Annotated in this window: 12 protein-coding genes; 6 read left to right on the forward strand and 6 right to left on the reverse strand. The window is 72.1% G+C overall.

All coding sequences use genetic code 11. The features are described 5' to 3' along the window. Positions 1-40: 40 nt before the first annotated feature. The 3 genes from AC0682_RS20905 to AC0682_RS20915 form a co-directional block, all read right to left on the reverse strand. Complete coding sequence (locus tag AC0682_RS20905) at positions 41-1,879, reverse strand: carbamoyltransferase family protein (RefSeq protein ID WP_478534523.1); 1,839 nt, start codon at positions 1,877-1,879, stop codon at positions 41-43. A 96-nt stretch (positions 1,880-1,975) separates the two neighbouring features. Then, on the reverse strand, positions 1,976-4,258 hold the full coding sequence (locus AC0682_RS20910; protein ID WP_478534525.1) for an iron-containing redox enzyme family protein: 2,283 nt from the start codon (positions 4,256-4,258) through the stop codon (positions 1,976-1,978). A gap of 180 nt (positions 4,259-4,438) precedes the next feature. Beyond that, complete coding sequence (locus AC0682_RS20915; protein WP_478534527.1) at positions 4,439-5,449, reverse strand: Inducer of phenazine A; 1,011 nt, start codon at positions 5,447-5,449, stop codon at positions 4,439-4,441. A 578-nt stretch (positions 5,450-6,027) separates the two neighbouring features. On the opposite strand from AC0682_RS20915, the gene AC0682_RS20920 reads away from it, so the two are divergent. Beyond that, positions 6,028-7,179, forward strand: coding sequence for a BTAD domain-containing putative transcriptional regulator (locus tag AC0682_RS20920; RefSeq protein WP_478534578.1), 1,152 nt, complete (start codon positions 6,028-6,030; stop codon positions 7,177-7,179). 22 nt (positions 7,180-7,201) lie between these two features. Here the strand turns inward: AC0682_RS20920 and AC0682_RS20925 are convergent, their stop codons facing one another. Further along, positions 7,202-7,870 carry a cutinase family protein gene (locus tag AC0682_RS20925; protein WP_478534529.1) on the reverse strand — a complete coding sequence of 223 codons (669 nt, stop codon included), beginning with the start codon at positions 7,868-7,870 and terminating at the stop codon, positions 7,202-7,204. Between the two features lie 183 nt (positions 7,871-8,053). Between AC0682_RS20925 and AC0682_RS20930 the strand changes: the two genes are divergently transcribed. Continuing rightward, on the forward strand, positions 8,054-9,733 hold the full coding sequence (locus tag AC0682_RS20930; RefSeq protein WP_478534531.1) for a PLL family lectin: 1,680 nt from the start codon (positions 8,054-8,056) through the stop codon (positions 9,731-9,733). Positions 9,734-9,808: 75 nt separating this feature from the next. Here the strand turns inward: AC0682_RS20930 and AC0682_RS20935 are convergent, their stop codons facing one another. Together AC0682_RS20935 and AC0682_RS20940 are read right to left on the reverse strand one after the other, a co-directional pair. Further along, complete coding sequence (locus AC0682_RS20935; RefSeq protein WP_478534580.1) at positions 9,809-10,873, reverse strand: alpha/beta hydrolase; 1,065 nt, start codon at positions 10,871-10,873, stop codon at positions 9,809-9,811. Positions 10,874-10,962: 89 nt separating this feature from the next. Next, positions 10,963-13,401 (reverse strand): penicillin acylase family protein, encoded by a 2,439-nt coding sequence (locus AC0682_RS20940; RefSeq protein WP_478534533.1) that lies wholly within the window; start codon positions 13,399-13,401, stop codon positions 10,963-10,965. Positions 13,402-13,756: 355 nt separating this feature from the next. On the opposite strand from AC0682_RS20940, the gene AC0682_RS20945 reads away from it, so the two are divergent. The 4 genes from AC0682_RS20945 to AC0682_RS20960 all read left to right on the forward strand — a co-directional run bounded on the left by AC0682_RS20945 (position 13,757) and on the right by AC0682_RS20960 (position 19,912). Beyond that, positions 13,757-15,280: a DUF8189 domain-containing protein gene (locus AC0682_RS20945; protein ID WP_478534535.1), complete on the forward strand. Its 1,524-nt coding sequence runs from the start codon at positions 13,757-13,759 to the stop codon at positions 15,278-15,280. Positions 15,281-15,303: 23 nt separating this feature from the next. Then, a complete protein-coding gene (locus tag AC0682_RS20950) occupies positions 15,304-17,388 on the forward strand; it encodes a DUF8189 domain-containing protein (RefSeq protein ID WP_478534537.1) in 2,085 nt (694 codons plus the stop codon). 326 nt (positions 17,389-17,714) lie between these two features. Next, complete coding sequence (locus tag AC0682_RS20955; RefSeq protein ID WP_478534539.1) at positions 17,715-18,524, forward strand: FHA domain-containing protein; 810 nt, start codon at positions 17,715-17,717, stop codon at positions 18,522-18,524. Continuing rightward, complete coding sequence (locus AC0682_RS20960; RefSeq protein WP_478534540.1) at positions 18,521-19,912, forward strand: serine/threonine-protein kinase; 1,392 nt, start codon at positions 18,521-18,523, stop codon at positions 19,910-19,912. The genes AC0682_RS20955 and AC0682_RS20960 overlap by 4 nt, the downstream gene beginning before the upstream one ends. Positions 19,913-20,048 lie beyond the last annotated feature (136 nt).

Genomic DNA, 20,048 nt, shown 5'->3' on the forward strand with positions numbered 1-20,048 from the left:
GGAGTGCCGGAAGGCGGGGCAGCGTTCGGGTGGGGTCCGTTCAGTCGAGCGGGATCTCTTCGCGCCAGTCGGACTCCTCCGTCCAGACCGGCTGCTCGCTCTTCTCCAGCAGGAAGTTGCCGAGCGCCAGCATGTCGATGTCCGTCCGCATGAAGCAGGTGTAGGCCTCCTGCGGGGAGTTGACGATCGGCTCTCCGCGTACGTTGAACGAGGTGTTGACCAGCACCGGGCAGCCGGTGAGGGACTTGAAGGCGGTCAACAGCCGGTGGTAGGCCGGGTTTTCTCGGTCGGTGACCGTCTGCACCCGTGCCGAGTGGTCGACATGGGTGACGGCGGGGATGGTGGAGCGCCGCACCTTGAGCAGGTCGAGTCCGAAGGCACCGCCGTCCTGGACCTCCAGCCGCTGGGCGGCGGCGACTTGGGAGACGACGAGCATGTACGGGCTCTCCTGCGGCAGGTCGAAGTAGTCCTTGGCGTCCTCGGCCAGGACGGCGGGGGCGAACGGGCGGAAGGATTCCCGGAACTTGATCTTGAGGTTCATGGCCGACTGCATGTCCGGGTTGCGCGGGTCGCCGATGATGGAGCGGGCCCCGAGCGCCCGGGGGCCGAACTCCATGCGCCCCTGGAACCAGCCGACGATCTTCCCCCGGGCCAGCCCGTCCGCGACCTGTGCGGCCAGGGTGTCGCTGTCCAGCCGCCGGTACGGGATGGCGCGCGCGTCCAGGAAGGCGGCGATCTCGTCGTCGCCGTAGGCGGGCCCGAGCAGGGACCCGCTCATCGCGTCGCGCCCCGTGCGGACGTGGTCGCGGCGCGCGCCCCGCTCGGCCGCGACGGCCTGGGCGGCGCCGAGGGCTCCCCCGGCGTCGCCGGCGGCGGGCTGGACCCACACCTCGTCGAAGATCCCGGCGTCGATCACCTTGCCGTTGGCGACACAGTTGAGGGCGACCCCGCCCGCCATGCAGAGGCGGGACTCCCCCGTACGCTCGCGGGCGGTGCGGGCGAGCCGGAGCACCGCTTCCTCGGTGACGGCCTGCACCGAGGCGGCGAGGTCGAACTCCCGCTCGGTGAGAGGGGTTTCGGAGGTGCGGCGGGGTCCGCCGAAAAGCCTCTCGAAGCCGCGCCCGGTCATCACCTGGCCGCGCAGGTACTCGAAGTAGCGCATGTTCAGGCGGAAGGAGCCGTCGGGTTTGAGGTCGATCAGCTCCTCGCGGATGAGGCGGGCGTAGCGCGGTTTCCCGTAGGGCGCGAGGCCCATGAGCTTGTACTCGCCGGAGTCGACCTTGAAGCCGCAGAAGTAGGTGAACGCGGAGTACAGCAGGCCGAGCGAGTGGGGGAAGCGCAGTTCGGAGACGGGGCGGAGGTCGGTGCCGCGCCCGTGCCAGAGGGTGGTCGTGGCCCATTCGCCGACACCGTCGATGCAGAGCACGGCCGCTGACTCGTACGGGCTCGGGAAGAAGGCGGAGACCGCGTGCGACTCGTGGTGGCGGCGGACCGACAGCTCGGGCACCCGGCCCCGGCCGAGGGCGGCGAGTTCGGCGCGTACGGTCGCGTCCGTGCGCAGCTTGCCGCTTCGGCCGAGCCAGGCGGGCAGGGTCTCCCGGAAGGAGGCGAAGCCGGTGGGCGCGGCGCCCGCGAAGGTGGCCAGCACTCGGCGGAACTTCAGGCGGGGGTCCTCGTAGTAGGCGACGGCGGAGAGGTCGTCCAGGCTGACGCCCTGCTCGTCGAGGCAGTACGCGACCGCGCGGGAGGGGAAGGAGGGGTCGTGCCGCCGCCTGGTGAAGCGTTCCTCCTGGGCCGCGGCCACAGGAACGCCGTCGGCGATGAGGGCGGCGGCGCTGTCGTGGTAGAAGGCGGAGACTCCGAGAATGAGGTCAGACACCGCTGCGTTCCTCCGGCTGCATGGGGAATCGAGAGGGGAATCGGGCTGGGGCGGGGCGGGGGGTGAGGGGCGTGGGACGGGCGTCCGCGCGGGGGCTCACCTACGGCGGCCGGTGAAGCGGGTGCGGCGGGCGGCGAGCCGGGCGCCGACGCTCCTCGGCGGGTTGAGCGAGCGGTAGCCGACCCGCACCCGCCCCCAGACCTCGGCCCGGGCCCCGGGTCCGGGTGCGTCGGGCAGCGAGGCCAGCAGGGTGTCCACGGCGTCGGCGGCCCAGGCGGAGTGGCCGGTCGCCACGTTGTCGATGGTGTTGTGGATGTCCACGAAGCGGGTGCTGAAGCCGTACGCCTTGAGGGCGAGGCGCGCCCGGCGGTAGGTGCCGCCGACGCCGGACAGCTCCATGGCCAGGTTCAGACCGAGGACCTCCGGCAGATAGGTCTGGGGGAACCGCCCCACGCACAGCCAGTACACCGGGAGTTCGAGGGACTCCTCACGGAAGCCGGGCCACTGCGCGAACGCGGCGGAGGCCGTCGGCGGCAGCTCCACTCCCATCTCCTTGAGCACGTCGCGGTAGATGAGCGGATGGTTCAAGTGCGGCTCGCCGTTGCCGAGTTCGTCCCAGTACGTCTCGAAGAGGGAGTGCCCGATCGCGGACGAGGCCTGCTCGTAGTCGGTGAACCCCTGGAGCCAGCTGCCGTCGATCAGGGTGAGCGGCGCGGTCTGTACGGTGTCGTCGACCACCGCCTCCTTCGAGGGGAGAGGGATCGCCGCGTTCTCCTCGAACTCGGCTCCGTGCCGGTCGTGCTGGGCCTGGAGCCAGGGGCGCAGTCCCTCGTGGCTCCAGCGCTCGGGCAGCGGCATCGCCGTACGGTCCATGCCGTGGCCGGAGCGCGCGAGCCATCCGTCCACGTACTCCATGGCCCAGGTGCGCAGGGCGGGGGTGTCGGTACGGCGCATCAGCAGGTGGTACGCCTCGCGCAGCCCGGAGGGCGTACGGCCCGGGGAACGCGCCCCGGCCCGCAGGGCTCCGGCCACCCCCGCGAGGGCGTCCCGCGCGCCGGCCGGGGGCGGCCCGACCGGCGCCTGGGAAGTCCCGGGGGCCCCGGCGCCCGGGGGTGTCCGGGAGGCCTCGGCGGGCTTCGGCGGGAGGGAGTCGATCCACCGCCGGATGACCGTGAGGTCATCCGGCGAGAAGACCCGGAACATCGGTCCGCGCTCGCCGACCAGCCCCCGTACGAGCGAACTGGCCCCGGAACGCCCGGGCTTGACCAGTCTGCTGCGCGCCAGGACGTCGAGCAGTGGCGCCGGATCGGTCCGGCACTCCGCCAGCCAGCGGGCCAGGGGCTTGCCCTCCAGCAGGAACTGGTGGTGGTAGACGGAGCCCTCGCGCGACCGCAGCCGCATCAGCTCGGCCATGTCGAACGCGGGGTCCCCGGCCGCCACCAGTTCCGCGCGCAGCACCTCGGACCACTCCCGCAGACCGGCCAGCATCCAGCGGAAGCCGGAGCGCACGGCGTCGGCACCGCGCTCACCCTCCCGCTCGACCAGCGTGTCCACGGCCGCCCGGCACCGCTCGACGGGTAGGGGGTCTTCAGAGGCACGCCTGCCCGCCGGGTCGAGGGTCGTCCACTCCGCGCCCGTCGGCAGCACCGCCCGCACCAGCTCCAGTGCGGGCAGCAGCCCGACGGCGCGCAGGCACAGGTCGGCGCCGAGGATCTCGCCCCGGAAGTCGTCGGGGCGCCGACTCATGGCCAGGAGCAGGGCCGGGAGGCGGAACGCGCTGTCGGGGATGCGCTGGTCGCCGGTGAGCCGGGCGGCCGGTGCCGCGTTCTCGGCGAGCCGCAGTCGGCGCAGCAGTTCGAGGTAGGCGCTGCCCCGGGAGGCCGCGGGGTGCCCGGCGCCCACGTCGGAGGCGTACAGGGCGAGGATCCGCAGGACGAGGGGGTCGTCGGCGTTCCCGGGGGCGCTGAGCCACTGGAGCCAGGCGCCGGACAGGAGGGCGAGGGGTGCGCAGCCGAGGACGGCCCGCCGGACGAGCACGTCGTGGTGGCCGTCGGGGTGCTTCTCCCCCTGTTCCGGGGTGACGAGGGCGAGGTAGCGCGGACGCTCACCGGCCGCCCAGTCGGCGGCCTGCCGGAGGAGGTCGTCGAGCGAGCCGCCGCCCGTGGCCGCACCCGCTTCCGCGGCCGGGCGGCGCAGTACGGTCCGCACCTCCTCCACCAGTCCGCCCTCGGGAAGCGACGCCTCCGGGTCCGTCGCGTACGCGTACACGGTCCGTGCCGAGCCGCCGTCCCCCGGCAGCCCGTGCGGACGGCCCGTCCGGCGCTCCGCGGCCGTCGTGGCCGCAGCCGGGGCGGAGGCGGCTGCCTGTTGGCTGTGCATCGTTTCCCTCTCTCCGTCGGTTCGCGTGCGGTCGGGACGTGCGGTCAGAACATGGGGTAAATGGAGGCGTCGTTCTTCGCCTTCTGCTTGCGCCGGAACACTTTCGCGATGATTTTCCGCACGAAGGACATGACACATAGCCCTCTCTCGCCTAGGGGTGTACGGGAACCGGCGGACCGTTCAGGAAAGTCCGAGGGATTCGGCCAGCAGTCGTGAGGTGATTTCCGTACCGTGGTCGGTGAAATGCGCACGGTCCACATAGAGCCAGTCGTCGCCCGTGACGGACTCGGCGAGGACGGGGCTCATGTCGAGGAAGCGGATGTCCTGGGCCTCGCAGGCGGTGCGGAGCGCTTCGGCGTACCTGCGGCCGGTCTCCAGCGTGGCGATGTCCCCGTACAGCTCCCAGAAGTTGGAGATCTCGTCGAGTTCCCCGAAGACCGCCTTCTCCTCGGGCGACCCCGACTCCCGCACCCAGGTCGCCAACGGCTGGAGCACGTAGGTGATGCGGGCGCCGGTCGGCCCGGCCAGCAGGCGGAGGGACGCGAGATGACGTGCGGTCAGGTCGACGGCGTACGCGATGCGTTCCGTGAGGGGCGGCACCACGTGCGGCTCCTCCCCCGGCCCGCTCGCCCGCCGGCCGAAGCCCCGCCTGCTCTTGCGGTGGGAGGCGCGCAACTCCTCCATCTGGTCGAAGTACTCGCCGCAATTGAAGAATCCGCCGTGGTCACCGCGCTGGGCTTCGGGCAGCCGGCTGAGCGCCAGGTCGTTGAGCCCGGAGAACACCACGATCTCGTCGATCTCGGGGACCAGCTCCCGGTGCATCAGGAACAGCAGCAGCTCCTGCATCGAATTGTGGCTGCGTCCGGCGAAGTTGAGCCAGGGAACGGAGGGCGCGTACCGGCTCCAGAGCCGTGACGCCAGGGTGGCGCCGTCGTTGGTCGCCCCGATCCCGAACGGCGTGGAGCTGCCTGCAAGCAGCCGGACCGGGCCCTCGGGCGGGTTCCCCACCGATCCCTGCCCGGTGGCGCCGTGGGAGATGCGGAACCCCAGCCGATCGGTGTTGATCGTGGCGGAGCGGTAATCCGCCCGGTGGAAATACATCAGGTAGGGCAGATACCGGGTTTCCGCCCGGTCGTCGAAGTCGTCGTACCGCAGCATCTGCGGGGTGAGGGTTTCACGCTGGGATTTCACGGACGGGACGCTCCTCGATTCAGGGCTCGCTCTTCCGACGGGCGTGAATCGACCGGGTGCGTCCCGGCTGTGCCCGTCTCGGCGCCGTACGTGACGAGCCTGGTCGGTCGGCGGCCCTCAATGAAGGGAACCCTGGGGTCGGGAACGCGCAACGCGGGTTCCGGAAGGGGGGACGGAGGTGGACGAATCAACCTGATTCGCCCGACCTCGGCACCGGCCCTGCGGCGTGTCCGGCGGAAGGGCGAAGCGGCCCACTGCTCCGGCTTCCGCTGCCGGGGCGCACCCGCCGCCTCCGGCCGGTGACGAACCAGCAGCTCATCCTCCGCCGACGCAGCCTCGTCCCGGTGAGCACCCTGGTCCGGGTGCGTCCGGCGGAAGGGGATGTCCGGGCCCGGGGCGAGCGCCTCGCGCAGTTCCTCGTACGCCTTCTGCCCCGGCACGCGGCTGACGCGTGCCCGAAGGTGACGGGCGCTCGCGTCTGTCACTCCGGATCGTTCCGGATGCCCGGCCCCGCGCTCCCCCGACTACTTTTCGACGGCACCCGCAAGACCGACCCGTCCGGAGTCCGGGGAGCAGAGATGCCGACGACCGTCACCACCGACCGCCCCGCCACCGTCCCCGTGGACCGTCCCGCGGTCACCACCCTCGCCCCCGCCCCCGACGGCCACACCCCCGACCGTCCCACTGCCCCTGTCGCCCTCACCCACCAGGAGCGCCAGGTGCTCTCCGCGGTCGGCTGCGGGCTGCGGGACGACGAGATCGCCTCCGGCCTGGCCCTCCCCGAGGAGGCCGTGGCCGGGCATGTCGCGCGGGTCCTGGCGAAGCTGGGGCTGCGGGACCGGGCCGCCGCGGTCGTCCACGCCTTCGACTGCGGGCTGGTCGTCCCCGGGCGCGGCCCCCGAGCCCGGGCGGCGCGACCGGCCGCGCGGGCGGGCTCGGTGCAGGCGGTCTCCGTACGGGCCGTGGCGCGGCCGCGGGTGCGGATCTCGCTGCTCGGGCCGTTGCAGGCGTGGCGGGGCGGCCGGTGCCTGGAGCTGGGGCATCTGCGTCAGCAGGCCGTTCTGGCGGCGCTCGCGCTGGGTGCGGGGCGGCGATGTCTCAGTCGGCATGAACTACTCGACGATGTCTGGGGGTTGGAGCCACCGGCCACCAATGTGGTGCCCGTCTACATCTACCGGTTACGCAAGGCCCTGCACGACGGCGACGACGGGGACGGGCGCGGTCCGGACGCGGTCATCGAGCGCGGCCCCCGGGGCTACCAGCTGGCCCCGGGCGCGGTCGACCTCGACGTGGAGCGTATGGAGGAGCTGGTCGCCGGGATCGGGCGGGCCGACCGGGCCGGCGATCCGCTCCAGGCGCTCCACCTGTGCTCACAGGCGTTGGAGCTGTTCCGGGGCGAACCGCTGGCCGGGCTGCCGGGGCCGCTCGCCGAGCTGGAGCGGCTACGGCTCGGCGAACGCAGGGTCGCCATCGTGCAGCGGAAGGTGGAGTGGCAACTGCGCCTCGGTCAGGACGCGGAGGCCATCGACGAGTTGTCCGCCCTCTCGGCGGCGCACCCCCACAACGAGCCGCTGGCCGCGACGCTGATGCGGGCGCTGTACCGGGGCGGGCGCCAGGCCGACGCGCTCACGGTGTTCGAGCGCGCCCGCCGCCGTCTCGCGGACGACCTGGGGGTCCCCCCGAGCCGCCTGCTGCGGCGGGCGCACCAGATGATCCTCCGGGGCGAGTAGGCCCCCGGATCACCTCACCGGGTCACCAGGACGCCGGGTGCCAGGCGCCGTTGTACCACTGCTCGTTGGCGGTGTTGTTGTGGTGGTCCATGTTGAAGTCGTGCGGGTAGTTGTGGATGTGGTTGTGCGGGTACGTCCAGATGCCGGCTGACTCGTCGCAGACGTAGTCCCAGTGGCAGATGGTCTTGACGGGTACGTTGCCGAAGAACTTGTCGGCGCCGGCGAGCGGGGCCCCGACGATGCCGCCGAACGGGACGGATCCGCCGTTGGCCCCGGGGCCGCCCTGGCGCTTGGGGTCCGAGATGAGGATGGCGTTGACCCTGTTGAAGGTCCGCCAGTTCTCGGTGACCCAGATGTGCACGACCGCGGCGCCCAGGGAGTAGCCGCCGATCTTGACGTGCTGGTTGGGACAGGCGGCACGCTGGTTGCGTACCAGCCGGTTCAGCTCGTTGACGCCCGCGCGGGCGCTCGCGCCGTTGGGGATCGTGGTGGGGTAGCCGACGTGCTGCTGGATGTTGCCGGTGAAGCCGTCGTTGTCCCAGGAGCTTCCTGTACCGCCGACGACGATGGTGTACGTGCCGGTGCACGGGGCCGCGGCCTGCGCCGCCTGGGCCGTGGACGTCTGGGTCACCGAGAGCCCTGCCGTGAGCAGAAGTCCGGCCACGGCGGCCGCCATCCTCTTGATCCGCATGCGTTCCTCCCCATCTGGTCTGCCTACTACGCCTCCCGACCCTGGCAGCGGCCGATGACATCCCGATGAAACGAGCGCTGAAACGGACACGGAATCGGACAGGGCCCGATTCCATCGTCATTTCACCACCGTCTTCTACTGTCGGCCGCCCACGACAGGAGCTCATGAAGGAAAGGCACCCTCATGGCACGAAGCGGCTTGCACCGCGTACTCACCCGGCTGGCCCTGCTGGCCGGTGTCTGGGCGGCGGTGATCGCGATGGCCTCCTCGGTCGCGGTCGCCCGGCCCGCGCCCGGGCCAGGAACCTCGTCCGGTCCGCCGCGGGGCGACGACCGGTCCGGTGTCTCCCGGTACTTCAGCGGCCCCGAAGGCCTGGCCATTCCGACCGCGCCGTGCGATCCGGCCGGCCCTTCGGCCACCGACGGCACCATGGCCGCCCAGCTCAACCCGCAGCTCGGCAACAAGATGGCCCGCCACCTGAACGCCTACCGGATGTCCTGCGCGCGCATGGTCACCCAGGCGGTGAAGGAGCGCGGGCTCAACCAGCGGGCCGCCGCGATCGCCATCGCCACGATCATCGTGGAATCCAGCATGAACAACTACTCGCAGGCCGTCGACCACACCAGCATCGGGCTGTTCCAGCAGCAGGACTGGTGGGGCAGCCGGGAGCAGCGGCTGAACCCGGCCTACGCCACCAACGCCTTCCTCAACGACATGGAGCGGCGCTACCCCAACGGTTCGTGGAACAGCGCGCCGATCGGCGAGGTGTGCTGGCGGGTGCAGCAGCCCCGGGAGGACCTGCGTCATCTGTACGGGATCGAGGCGGCCGACGCGACACTGATCGCCAACGCCCTCTGGTCGGGTACGAGCGGTGGCCCCAAGCACCCGTACGCCTCGGGCCGGGTGGTGTCCGGCCGGTCGGCCGACGGACGTCTGGAGGCGTTCGCCGCCGGGGCCGACGGGGTCCACCACGCGTGGCAGACCGCGGTGAACGGCGCCTGGTCGACCTGGCGTTTCGTGGGCGGCCCGCGCAACGCGCAGCTGGCGGTGGCGTCCAACGCGGACGGGCGGCTGGAGCTGTTCGCGCTCTCGGACAGCACGTTCGACCACATGTGGCAGACCGGGCCCAGTGCCGGCTGGTCCGCCTGGAAGAACTTCGGGACCGGCGGGCACCGACTGGCGGCGGGCCACAACGCCGACGGTCGGATCGAGGTGTTCGCCTCCAACACCCAGGGGGTGTTCCACCGCTGGCAGACCGCTCCCAGCGGCGGCTGGTCCGCCTGGGAGGGCACCCGCGGCGGCCCGCCCAACGCGCGGCTGGCCATGGAGAACGCGCCGGACGGGCGCCTGGAGGTCTTCGCCCTCTCCGACTCGACGTTCGAGCACCTCTACCAGACCCGGGTCAACGGGGGCTGGTCGGCCTGGGAGACCTTCGGCACCGGTGGGCGCGCCGTTGCCGTAAGCCACAACCAGGACGGCCGGCTGGAGGTGTTCGCCTCCAGCGGCGAGGGGGTGTTCCACCGCTGGCAGACCGGTCCGACCGCGTGGTCGGCGTGGACCGGTACGGGCGGCATCCCCGACGCCGAGCTGGCGACGTCGCGTTCGGTGGACGGGCGGGTCGAGGTGTTCGCCATCAACACGACTACTGCAAGCCAGAGTTGGCAGACACGGCCGAACTCGGCGTTCTCGCAGTGGGAGACCTTCGGCGGCGGAGGCACCTCGATCGGTACGGCCAACAACGCCGACGGCCGGATCGAGGTCTTCGGTACGAGTCACGCGGGTGTCTATCACCGCTGGCAGACCGGATTCGCCACGTGGTCGCAGTGGGCCTGGCTGAACGATTCCGGACCGGCCATCGACTGACCTGGTCGGTGCGGACATGGGCAGCGCGCGCCCGGAGAAGGTCCCGGGCGCGCGTTCCTGCGTCAGGTCAGGGGTTCACACCGCGGATCGAGCAGTGGAGAACTCCCGCTCCAGCCGGGGGATCAGGTCGCGGAGGGTCTCCTCCCAGCAACCGCCGTTGTGGTGGCCGTCGCACCGCGTGCCCCACCCGGCGCCGTCGCCGTAGTTGACGTAGTAGTAGGACATGCCCAGGGCGTCCATGGCCTCCTTGACGTTCTTGGCCGCGCCCGCCACCCAGAACTCCAGGCTGCCGACCGCACCGCCCCCGTCGCCGGTGTAGATGGAGACCCCGACGCCGGCCGCGGCCAGCTTGGCCATGTTCTGGGACGGGTCGACCTGGTTCCACCGCCAGTCGGCGTTGAACACCGGGTAGGGCGAGCCGAACGCGGCGTCGCTGTCCACGGCGGGCTTGTACGGGGAGTCGTTCGGGTCGCAGCTCCCGGACGCCAGGGCGCAGATCGCGCCCTGGCCGTCGATGAGGGAGGCGACGACGGCCATCCGCAGGCCCATGTGCCGGACCGAGAAGTCGATGTCGCCCGACAGGGAGGCGGTGTGGCTGAACAGGTCAGGGCGGATCTGGGCGTAGTGGAAGGCACCGAACCCGCCCATGGAGACGCCCGCGACGGCCCGGGCCTTCTTGGCGGCGATGGTCCGCAGGTTCGCGTCGATGAACGGGATCACCTGCTTGAGGTGGAAGTTCTCCCAGTTCTGCGCACCGGCAGCGGTCTTCTGGTTGAGCCAGTTGGTGTACCAGCCGCGCGCGCCGCCGTCCGGGATGACGGTGATCATCTCGTCGGACATCGTCAGCGCCGGGTAGTTCTGCCCGACCGGGTCGTCGGGCGAGCCGTGCAGGAAGTACAGCACCGGATAGCGCCGGTCCGGGTCGTCGTGGTAGCCGCTCGGAAGGATGATCTTGATGTGCTGTTCGCCCGCGACCTCCGGTGTGGTCACGGTGAGATGGAAGTTGGTCGCGCTGCCGACCGCCGCGCGGGCCTCGGTCAGTCCGAAGCCGTACGTGAAGGGCGGCGGCGCCGAGGCCGCGTCGGCGGCCCGTACCGGAGCCGCCGGGGCGACGACGGCCACGGCCACCGCCGCGACCATCCAGGCCACCGCGAGCCGCCACCAGTGTGCTGTTCTCGTCACTGTCTTCCCCCAAGTGAGGTCGTCCGTAGGGTGTGTCATTGGTCAGGTCAGTCCAGAACCTTGATCCGCAGTGCCGGTGAAGCGGCGATCTGCTCCTCCGTGAAGCGGTCGGTCACCCAGCCACCGGCCGAGAACAACTTCGTCTGGTCGGCGTAGTGCGGTGAGTTCGGGTTGGCCGACTGGGAGTAGGCCATGACGGAGAGCGCCTGCGGCGGGCCGTCGGCGGTGAACCGCACCTGTTGGATGAAGCTGGACCCGAAGACGATGTCGAACTTCCCGTCCACCTGGCCGGGGGTGATCACGTTCAGTACGCCCAGTTGGCCGAGCGAGCCGTGGATCGGGATCTGCTCACCGCCGCGGGTGACCTTCTGGACGTCCGACAGCGGGGCGTTCAGCGCGACGCCCGCCGTGCGCAGTGCGTGCACGGCCCGGGCGAGCGCGTCGCGGAGGGCGGAGCTGCCGGTGTCCAGCGAATTGGGCGTGTGCACCGGGTTCTTGGGGTCGAAAGGGACCCGCCACGGGAGCTTCTCGATCCCCTGCCCGCCCAGCAGATAGGCCCAGTAGTGGGCGAAGAGCCAGGAGCCCCGGCTGTCCGTCGTGTAGGCGTGGCTCTTCCAGCCGGCCAGGACAGGGCAGGCCTCGCTCACGTTGACCAGGTTGCCGTCCACCAGGACGAGCCCCAGGGGGACGTTGCGGCACATCGTCACCGTGGCGTCGAGCGCCAGGTCGGCCGCCCTGCTGTGGTCGGCGAAGAGCAGCTGCCCCATGGTCTGCGGGGTGAAGCCCTTGCCGGGGAGGCCGTCGGTGCCGTCGATCCGCTTCCGCGCGGTCAGGAGGAGTTCCTGCGTACGCAGTGACCGGGGCGCGGCGGTGTCCCCCATCACCCGGGGGAAGGAGAGCTGGTGCCCGGGGTGGGGCAGCCAGGGGCTGTCGTTGGCGTTGCCCACGAAGTCGCCCCGGATCAGGCGCGGTTGCACCTTCGGGGAGAGCAGCCCCGGGGCGACCGCGTCCGGATCGTCGGGCCAGTCGCAGGCGCTGCGCTTGCCGTCGAGGATGGAGACCGGTGGCACGTTCGGCAGCCGTAGCGTCTGGTTGAACAGCAGTTGCCCGGTGAGGGTGAGGCAGGAGCGCGCGTGCTCGTCGGTGATGTTCGGTACGGCCTGGATGTCCGCGTACAGCGCCTTGCCCGTACGGTCGGAGGCCACGGTGTTGAAGAAGGGGACGCCCTGGGTGCTCTCCAGGATGTCCACCACCTCATGGACGTCCTCGGCCTGGTCGAGCCGGAACCAGGTGTTGAGCGCCCGCAGGTTGTGCATGTTCACATCGCGTACGGCGTGCGCGCTGACCACCCAGGGCAGGTCCCTGCCGTGGATCGAGGTGGTGACGGGCCCGTACCGCGTGGCCCACAGCGTCCGGCCGACCTTGGCGAGGGAGCCGTCCGGCTTCCGCACGTCGACCTCCACCCGCTGCGAGGTCATCTGCTCCCACGCTCCGTCCACCAGGTACTTGGTGGGGTTGAGTGGGTCCACCTGGACGTCGAAGAGTCCGAAGGGGGCCACGGTGGCGACCGTATGGCTCCAGGCCACGTTCTCGTTGTAGCCGATGTTCACGGCGGGGAAGCCCAGCAGGCTCGCCCCCGACACGTTGATCTTCCCGGGGATCGTCAACTGGCTCTGCCACATGCGGTTCTTGCCCTGCCACGGGAAGTGCGGGTTGGCCAGCAGCATGCTGGTGCCACCGGCGACGCCCTGCGATCCGACGGCCAACGCGTTGCTGCCCATGGCCCGTTCGCGGCTCACCGCCATCGCGTCACGGATCCTGGCCGCCGTCTCCTCGGGCGAGGGCTGACGCTCCCGGGAGGCCGAAGCAGCCGCGGCACCCAGCGGCGCCGCGTTCACCTGGCCCTCCAGCAGCGGGTCGGCGCTGCCCATGATGATCTCGGCGTGCGCGTGCCGGTAGACGTCCAGCTCGGTGATCGGCCGCACCCAGTCCGCACCCCGGCAGGCCGGATCGGTGAGACCGTCCGCACCCGTCTCGGCCAAGTACCGGTTGTATCCCTGGACATAGCCGCGGATGGCCTCCCGGACCTCCGGCTCCGGGCCGTCGGGGGCAGGCTGGTCGAGCAGCCGCTCCACCACCCGGTCGTCCTTGATCCGCTGGAAGTACAGGTCGCTGTTGAGGTTGGAGGTGGTGTTCTGGTCCTGGCCGGGGCTCGCCCGGCCGTCGGGCCCCAGGTAGCGGGAGCGCTGGGCGTTGACCATCAGATAGGTGTCGGCCAGGGTGCACATGTTGTCCCGTGCCGAGGCGTAGCCGTAGCCCGTTCCCAGCCCCTCCCAGTCGGAGGCGATGATGTGCGGGATGCCGTACTCGGTGTAGCGGATCGTCGGCCGCTCCGGCCCCTGTCCGGCCGCGGACGCCCCCGTGGCCGCCGCCGAGCCGGTGAGCACGGACGTGCTCAGCACGGCCACCGCGGCCAGGAGCGCCACCGGCCCTCTCGCCCCTGCTCCCCCTCGTAATCTCCTCCGTGCCATCGCCGATCTTCCCCTCCCCTGTCGGGCCCCTGCCCTGCGGGCCGTCGTCCGAACGCGGCCACGCTAGGGAGGACCGATGAAATCCCGCTGAAATCCGACAAGGGCGCCCAAGGGCTGTTCACCAGGGATGACGGAACAGCCGTTAGCGGATCTGCCGCCACCTGTCAGTCCGCAACCTTCCGGGGTCCCCCGGGCCGGCGCTGCTGCTAGCTTCCGAACCCGCTCACCCGTTCACTCACCGCCCCGTTCGTCCGCACGGCCCCGACCATCCATCCCACTCACCCCGGGACCGCCCCGGGGAGGAGGACTCGTGCTTCCACGGTTTTCCCGACGCGCGCTGACCTGGGCGCTCGCAGCGGCGGCCGCCCTGCTGGCACCGACGCTGACGCCCCTGTCCCCGGCCACCGCCGCCGCTTCCACGACCGCGGCCACCGCCGCCTGTCCGGCAGCCGGTTTCGTCTCCCAGCACTTCCACAGCGGCCACAACGGCGTCGACATCGCCAACAGGGTCGGCACGCCGATCTACGCCGTGGGCGACGGCCAGGTGACCATCTCCGGTTACGACAACACCGGTTACGGGCAGTGGATCCGGGTCCTGCACCCCGACGGTCGGATCTCCGAGTACGGCCATATGAGCCGACGGGACGTCTTCGTCGGCGACCGGGTGGTGGCAGGCCAGCAGATCGCCCTGATGGGTTCCGAGGGGCAGTCCACCGGCCCCCACCTCCATCTGCGGATCTGGTCCGACCGCTCCGCGTCACGGGGCATCGACCCCGAGGTCCACCTCGCGGAGCGCGGCATCGTGCTGCCCTGCACCCCGGGGAGCGGTACGCGCCCCAAGCCGCTGGTGTATCCGGCGGAGTCGGGCCGGGTGGTGTCGGCGCGGTCGGCGGACGGGCGGCTGGAGCTGTTCGCCGCCGGGGCCGACGGCATCCACCACGCCTGGCAGCGCAGGGCCAACGGCGACTGGTCGCAGTGGGAGGCTCTCGGCGGACCCCGCAACGCCGAACTCGCCATCGCGCCGAACGCCGACGGCCGACTGGAGCTGTTCGCCCTCAACGGCACCACCTTCGAGCACCGCTGGCAGGTGACCCCGTCCGGCGGCTGGTCGGGCTGGCAGGACTTCGGCGGCGGCGGCCGGGACACCGCGGCCGGAGTGAACGCCGACGGCCGTATCGAGGTGTACGCCTCCGGCCCGGTCGGCCTCTTCCACCGCTACCAACTCACCCCCAACGGAGGATGGTCGGGCTGGGAGCCCACCGGTGGCGGCCCCGTCGACAGCCGGGTCGAGATGGGGAAGGCACCGGACGGCCGCCTGGAGGTCTTCGCGCTCAACGGCCAGGTCTTCCAGCACCGTTACCAGACCGCCCCCAACGGCGGCTGGTCCCCGTGGACCGGGTTCGGCGAGGGCGGCCACGACCTGACGATCGATCACAACGCGGACGGGCGGCTGGAGGTCTTCGCCTCCGGACAGGTCGGCGTCTTCCACAAGTACCAGACCGGTCGCACGAGTTGGTCCGAATGGGAGCCGACGGGCGGACCCGCGAACGCACAGCTCACCAGCGAGCGCACCCCGGACGGGCGCGTAGAGGTCTTCGCCATGAACGGCACCACCGCCATGCACAGCTGGCAGACCGCCGTGAACGCCCCCTACAGCGAATGGGCCGCCTTCGGCACCGGCGGCACCGCCGTCACGGCCGCGACCAACGCCGACGGCCGTATCGAGGTCTTCGGCACCAGCCACGCCGGTACGTACCACAAGTGGCAGACCGGGTTCGCCACCTGGTCCGAGTGGCTCTGGCTCAACAACTCCTCCGGCCCGGCCGTCGGGTGACCCCTGACTCCGCGGAGGAACCCATGCCCCCGATCAGCAGACGGAGCCTGCTGCGCGCCGCGGCCGGTGTCGGCTCCCTTCCCCTCCTGGGCGCCGGCCCGGCCGCGGCCACCGCGGCCTTCGGCGACACGCCGCCGCCCCACCGGGTCGGCGCGGGCCCCTTCCGCCACGTCCACGACCCCTCCACCACCGGCGACGGGCCGCGCTATCTCAACGACCACACGCTCGTCAGGGCGCACGGCCGCTGGCACCTGTACAGCATCGTCGGGAACAGCGCGCCGCGCGGCGAGTCCCCGGACAGCGCGGCCGAGGTCTCCTTCGCCCACGCCTCCGCACCGAGCCCGCACGGTCCGTGGACCAGCCACGCCGACGCGCTGGCCGTCGACCCGTCGTACTTCGGCGAGGAGCACCTCTGGGCGCCGCACGTCATCGAGGCGCACGGCCGCTTCTGGATGTTCTACGCGGCGGGAGGCCGGGGTGGCGCGGGCGGCTCAGGAGCCCCGGGCGGCGCGGCGATCAACCTGGCCACGTCGATCGACCTCTTCGCCTGGACCCGTGAACCCTCCGGCCCGCTCTTCCGGGGCCGGGCCGCACGCGACCCGATGGTGCTGCGGGTGGGCGACGAGTGGGTCATGTACTACACGGAGCTTTCCGAGGCGGTCAGCGGAAGCGGCCGGGCCGACGGCGGTCACCACCTCGTGGCATACCGGCGTTCCACCGATCTGCTGCACTGGAGCGAACCGGGGATCGCGTTCACCGACGCGAGCACGGAGACGACGGTCTCGGTCACCGAGTCGCCGTACGTCGTCGAACGGGACGGCTGGTACTACCTGTTCATCGGCCCGCGCAACGGCTACGAGGGCACGGACGTCCTGGCCTCCCGCGACCCGTTCCGCTTCGAACGCTCCGGCTGGACCGGGCATGTCGCCGGTCACGCGGTGGAGGTGGTCCGGGACGGCGAGGACTGGTACGCGAGTGCGGCGGGCTGGTTCCGCAACGGGCTGTATGTGGCACCCGTGTCCTGGCAGGCCACTCCTCCGCCGTGGCAGAGCCCGGACAACCCGGTGGCCGCTCTCGACGTGACCGGCCGGCTGACGGTGTTCGCGCTCGACGCCACCGACCGCTCGATGCTGCGGCGCGTCCAGCTCGACCCGCACACGGACGGCTGGTCGCCGTGGGAGCGCTTCGGTGGACCGGCCGGTGCGGTCCCCACGCTCGGGCGCACCGCCGACGGCAGGCTGGAGGTGTTCTCGTCGGCGCCGGGCGGCGTCAACCTGCACCACCGGGTGCAGCGGCCGGACGGCGGCTGGTACGGCTGGGAGGAGTTCGGCGGCCCGGCCGACGCGGCGCCCGCCGTCGCCCGCGACGCCCATGGCCGGTTGGAGGTGTTCGCCGCGAGCCCCGGCGGTGGCTCGGTCGCGCGGCGTCGGCAGCGGTCGGCCGGTGCCCTCGTCTGGGACCCGTGGGAGCCCGGGTTCGGCGGGGCGGTGGGCGCGCCCCCGGTGGTCGGGGCGAACGCGGACGGCCGCCTGGAGGTGTTCGCCCTGGCGCCCGGCGGCGCGGGCATCGCCCACCGCTGGCAGGAGGCGCCGGGCGGCGCCTGGTCGGCGTGGCACCCGTTCGGTACGGCGGCGGGGGCAGCGCCCCGGGTGGTCCGGGACGGCAGCGGTCGGCTCACGGTCACCGCGATCGGGCCGTCGGGCCTGGGGACCTTCGCCCGGCGGCAGGCCGTGGCGAGCGGCGGCTGGGGCGAGTGGCAGCCCCTGTTCGGCTGGAGCGCGGCGGCCCCGGCGCTCGCCGTGAACGCGGACGGCCGCATGGAGGCGTTCTCCCTCAGCCCCGCCGGTGCCCGCCTGAGCCACCGCTGGCAGACCTCGCCCGGCGGGGACGTGCACCCCGGCGGAGAGTTCGGGGAGCCCGGCATCCGGCTGGCCGCCACCCCCGCGGTGGCGCTCGACGCCACCGGTCGGCTGCACGTCTTCGCGGTCACGGTGGCGGGCCGGATCCGCAGGCGTGTCCAGACCCGGCCGAGCGGTGGGTGGCACCCCTGGACGGCTTTCGGGGACCGTACGGTGGCGCCCGTCGTCTCGGGCACCCCCGCACTCTGACGACCGGCGCCCGTCGACCACCGGCCGAAGGAGGCCGCACGCGACGGATCGCAGGAAGAAGGAACCCGTCGGCCACCGGTCCCAGGCCCACGAAACCGCAGGCCACGGAGAGCGAACGGGGCCGTACGAATCCCGCCGAGTGGCCTCAGAGGGCGCGTCCCCCTCCCACCTCGGTGACGTTCCCCACTGCCCCTGGTCCAGAACGGGGCATCTGTGACGCCGGAGGGCGGTTTCCGGCAAGCTGGCCGAAGCGCACCGGTGAACTCCCCTCCCATCTGAGTATCGTTCCGCTCGTCCGACAAGTGACACGGGGACGGGGGGAAACGGTGAGCGGCGTAGTCGTCCATCTGCCGGGCGGAAACGGTGGGGTCGGCGGCGGTGAACCGCACGGTGACGCGGTGACGTTACGGCTGGGGCCGGGCGAGGTCGCCCGCTTCGGACGGGGTTCCACGACGGTCCCCGTCGAACTGCGCCTCGACGACCCGGCGATCTCCCGGGTCGCCGGGGAGATCCGGGTGACCGACGACCACTGGCAGCTGTCGAACCACAGCACCACCCACAGCTATCTGGTGGAGAACCCCGAGGGGGCGGGCGAGTACCTGAGGGTGCCGCCGCGCCGGGTGGGGGCGCCGATCCCGTTCGAGTTCGCGCGCGTGGTGCTGCCGACACGGGGGGAAGTGGCGGTCTCCTTCCAGGTGTTCGCGCCCGATCACCTCTATCTGGACCCGGACGCGATGGGCGGGCCCCGGGGGACGAGCACGGTGACCGCCTACTCGCTGAACGACACGGCCACGTACTTCCTGGTCCTGGTCGCCCTCTGCGAGCCGCGCCTGCGCGACCAGTCGCGGGTGGCCGTGCCGACCACGCCGCAGATCGTCGAACGGCTGAGGGGGCACCCCGCCGGTGCCGAGCTGACGGCCCGCGCGGTCAGCTCGCACATCGACTACCTCGCGGAGGAGAAGCTGCGCATCGGCGTCCCGGACCCGCACGACCCGGGCAAGGGCGACCGCCGCAACGGCAAGCGGGAGGAGGTCGTGGGTCTGGCGCTGCGGTTCGGGCTCGTACGGGAGGAGCATCTCGCGCTGCTGCCGCCCCTGGCGGGGGCCGGCGGGCGGGAGCGGCAGGCCGCGCGGTGAGCCCGCCGCTCGACGACCGGGCCGACCGGCTCCCGCCCGGCTACCGGGTCGGTGGCTGGGCGATCACGCGTCTGATCGGCTCCGGCGGCTGGTCCACGGTGTACGCGGCACGCCGGGCGGATGCCCCTCCGCACGAAGCCCCCGGCCCCACGGACGTGGCGCTCAAGATCATGCCGACGGCCGGTCTCGCCCCGCGCCAGGCCCACCGGATCGCGGAGTCCGCCCACCGTGAGGTGGAGCTCGGACGAAGGGCGGGTCATCCCAGGCTGATCGGGCTCCTGGACTCCTTCGTCCTCACCTCTCCACCCGACCGCCCCTCGCTGGAGGGCGCGATGGTGCTGGTGATGGAGCGGGCCGCCGGAAGCCTGCGGGAGCTGATCGAGGCGGGGGTCCCCGAGGCCGACCGGGGCCGGCTGGTCACGGGCATCTGCGAGGGGCTGGCCCATCTGCACGGGTCGGGCTGGGTCCACGCCGACCTCAAGCCGGAGAACGTCCTGCTGGGCGCGGACGGCTCCGTGAAGCTCTCGGACTTCGGCCTCGCCACCGAGCTGACCGGAACGCACGGGTACGTTCCGCCGCTGGGCACCCTGGACTACTTCCCGCCCGAGCGCTGGCGGGCGCCGCTGGGCGAACTCGGCGTACGGGTGCGGCCGACGGCGGACATCTGGGCGCTGGGCATCGTGATCCACGAGCTGTACGCGTCGGGCGGTTCACCGTTCCCCGGGGCCACCCCCATGGCCCGGGGCGCGGCGGTCCAGGAGTACGGGCAGGGGCGGGCGCCGTTGCGCATGGACCACACCGTCCCGCCGTTCTGGCGCGCCCTGGCCGCCGACTGCCTGGCCCCCACCCACGAGGCCCGGGCCCCGCACACCGCCGCGTCCCTGCTCGCCCGCATCACGGCCCACCAGGCCGCCGCCGCCCAGGGTCCGCCCCGCCTGGCCGACCGGGCCCGCGCCGCGTTCCTGGCCACCGCCCTGTGCGGCATCGCGGGCGCCACCCTGGCCTCGGACACCCTGCGGACCCCTTCACCCACGGACCCCACCACGATCCGGGTCTACAACGCGGAACGGGCCTGCCGCGAACAGCTCGACCGCCGCCCCGGCTGCAGCCTGGGCCTGGCGATCGACCCCACGCTCCCCTACACGGCAGAGAACGTCGTGCCGACGCGGGTCTGGCACGACGACATCCTCACCACGGACTGCCAGATCCCGCACGGTGAACCCATCATCGACGAGGAGGACCACCGCTCCACCCGCTGGTTCCGCGTCCGCCTCCCGGCCCGCTCCGAACCTCCCGTGGCCGGTCTCCCGGCCCACTCCGAGCCCCCTGCGGCCTGGCTCCCGGCCGTACGGACACGGGAGCGGGCAGCGGTGCCGCACTGCTTCTAGCTCTTCGGTGACTCCCTTCTCTTGTGGATTGGTATGGACCAATGCCATCCTGCTGCTGACTCGGGTCACCATCCCAACTCGCCGCGTTCGGAATGGTGTTGCCGAAAGTTTCCGCAAAAGCCCCCACAGCCGCACC

The organism is Streptomyces sp. NPDC043746, from assembly GCF_056436485.1.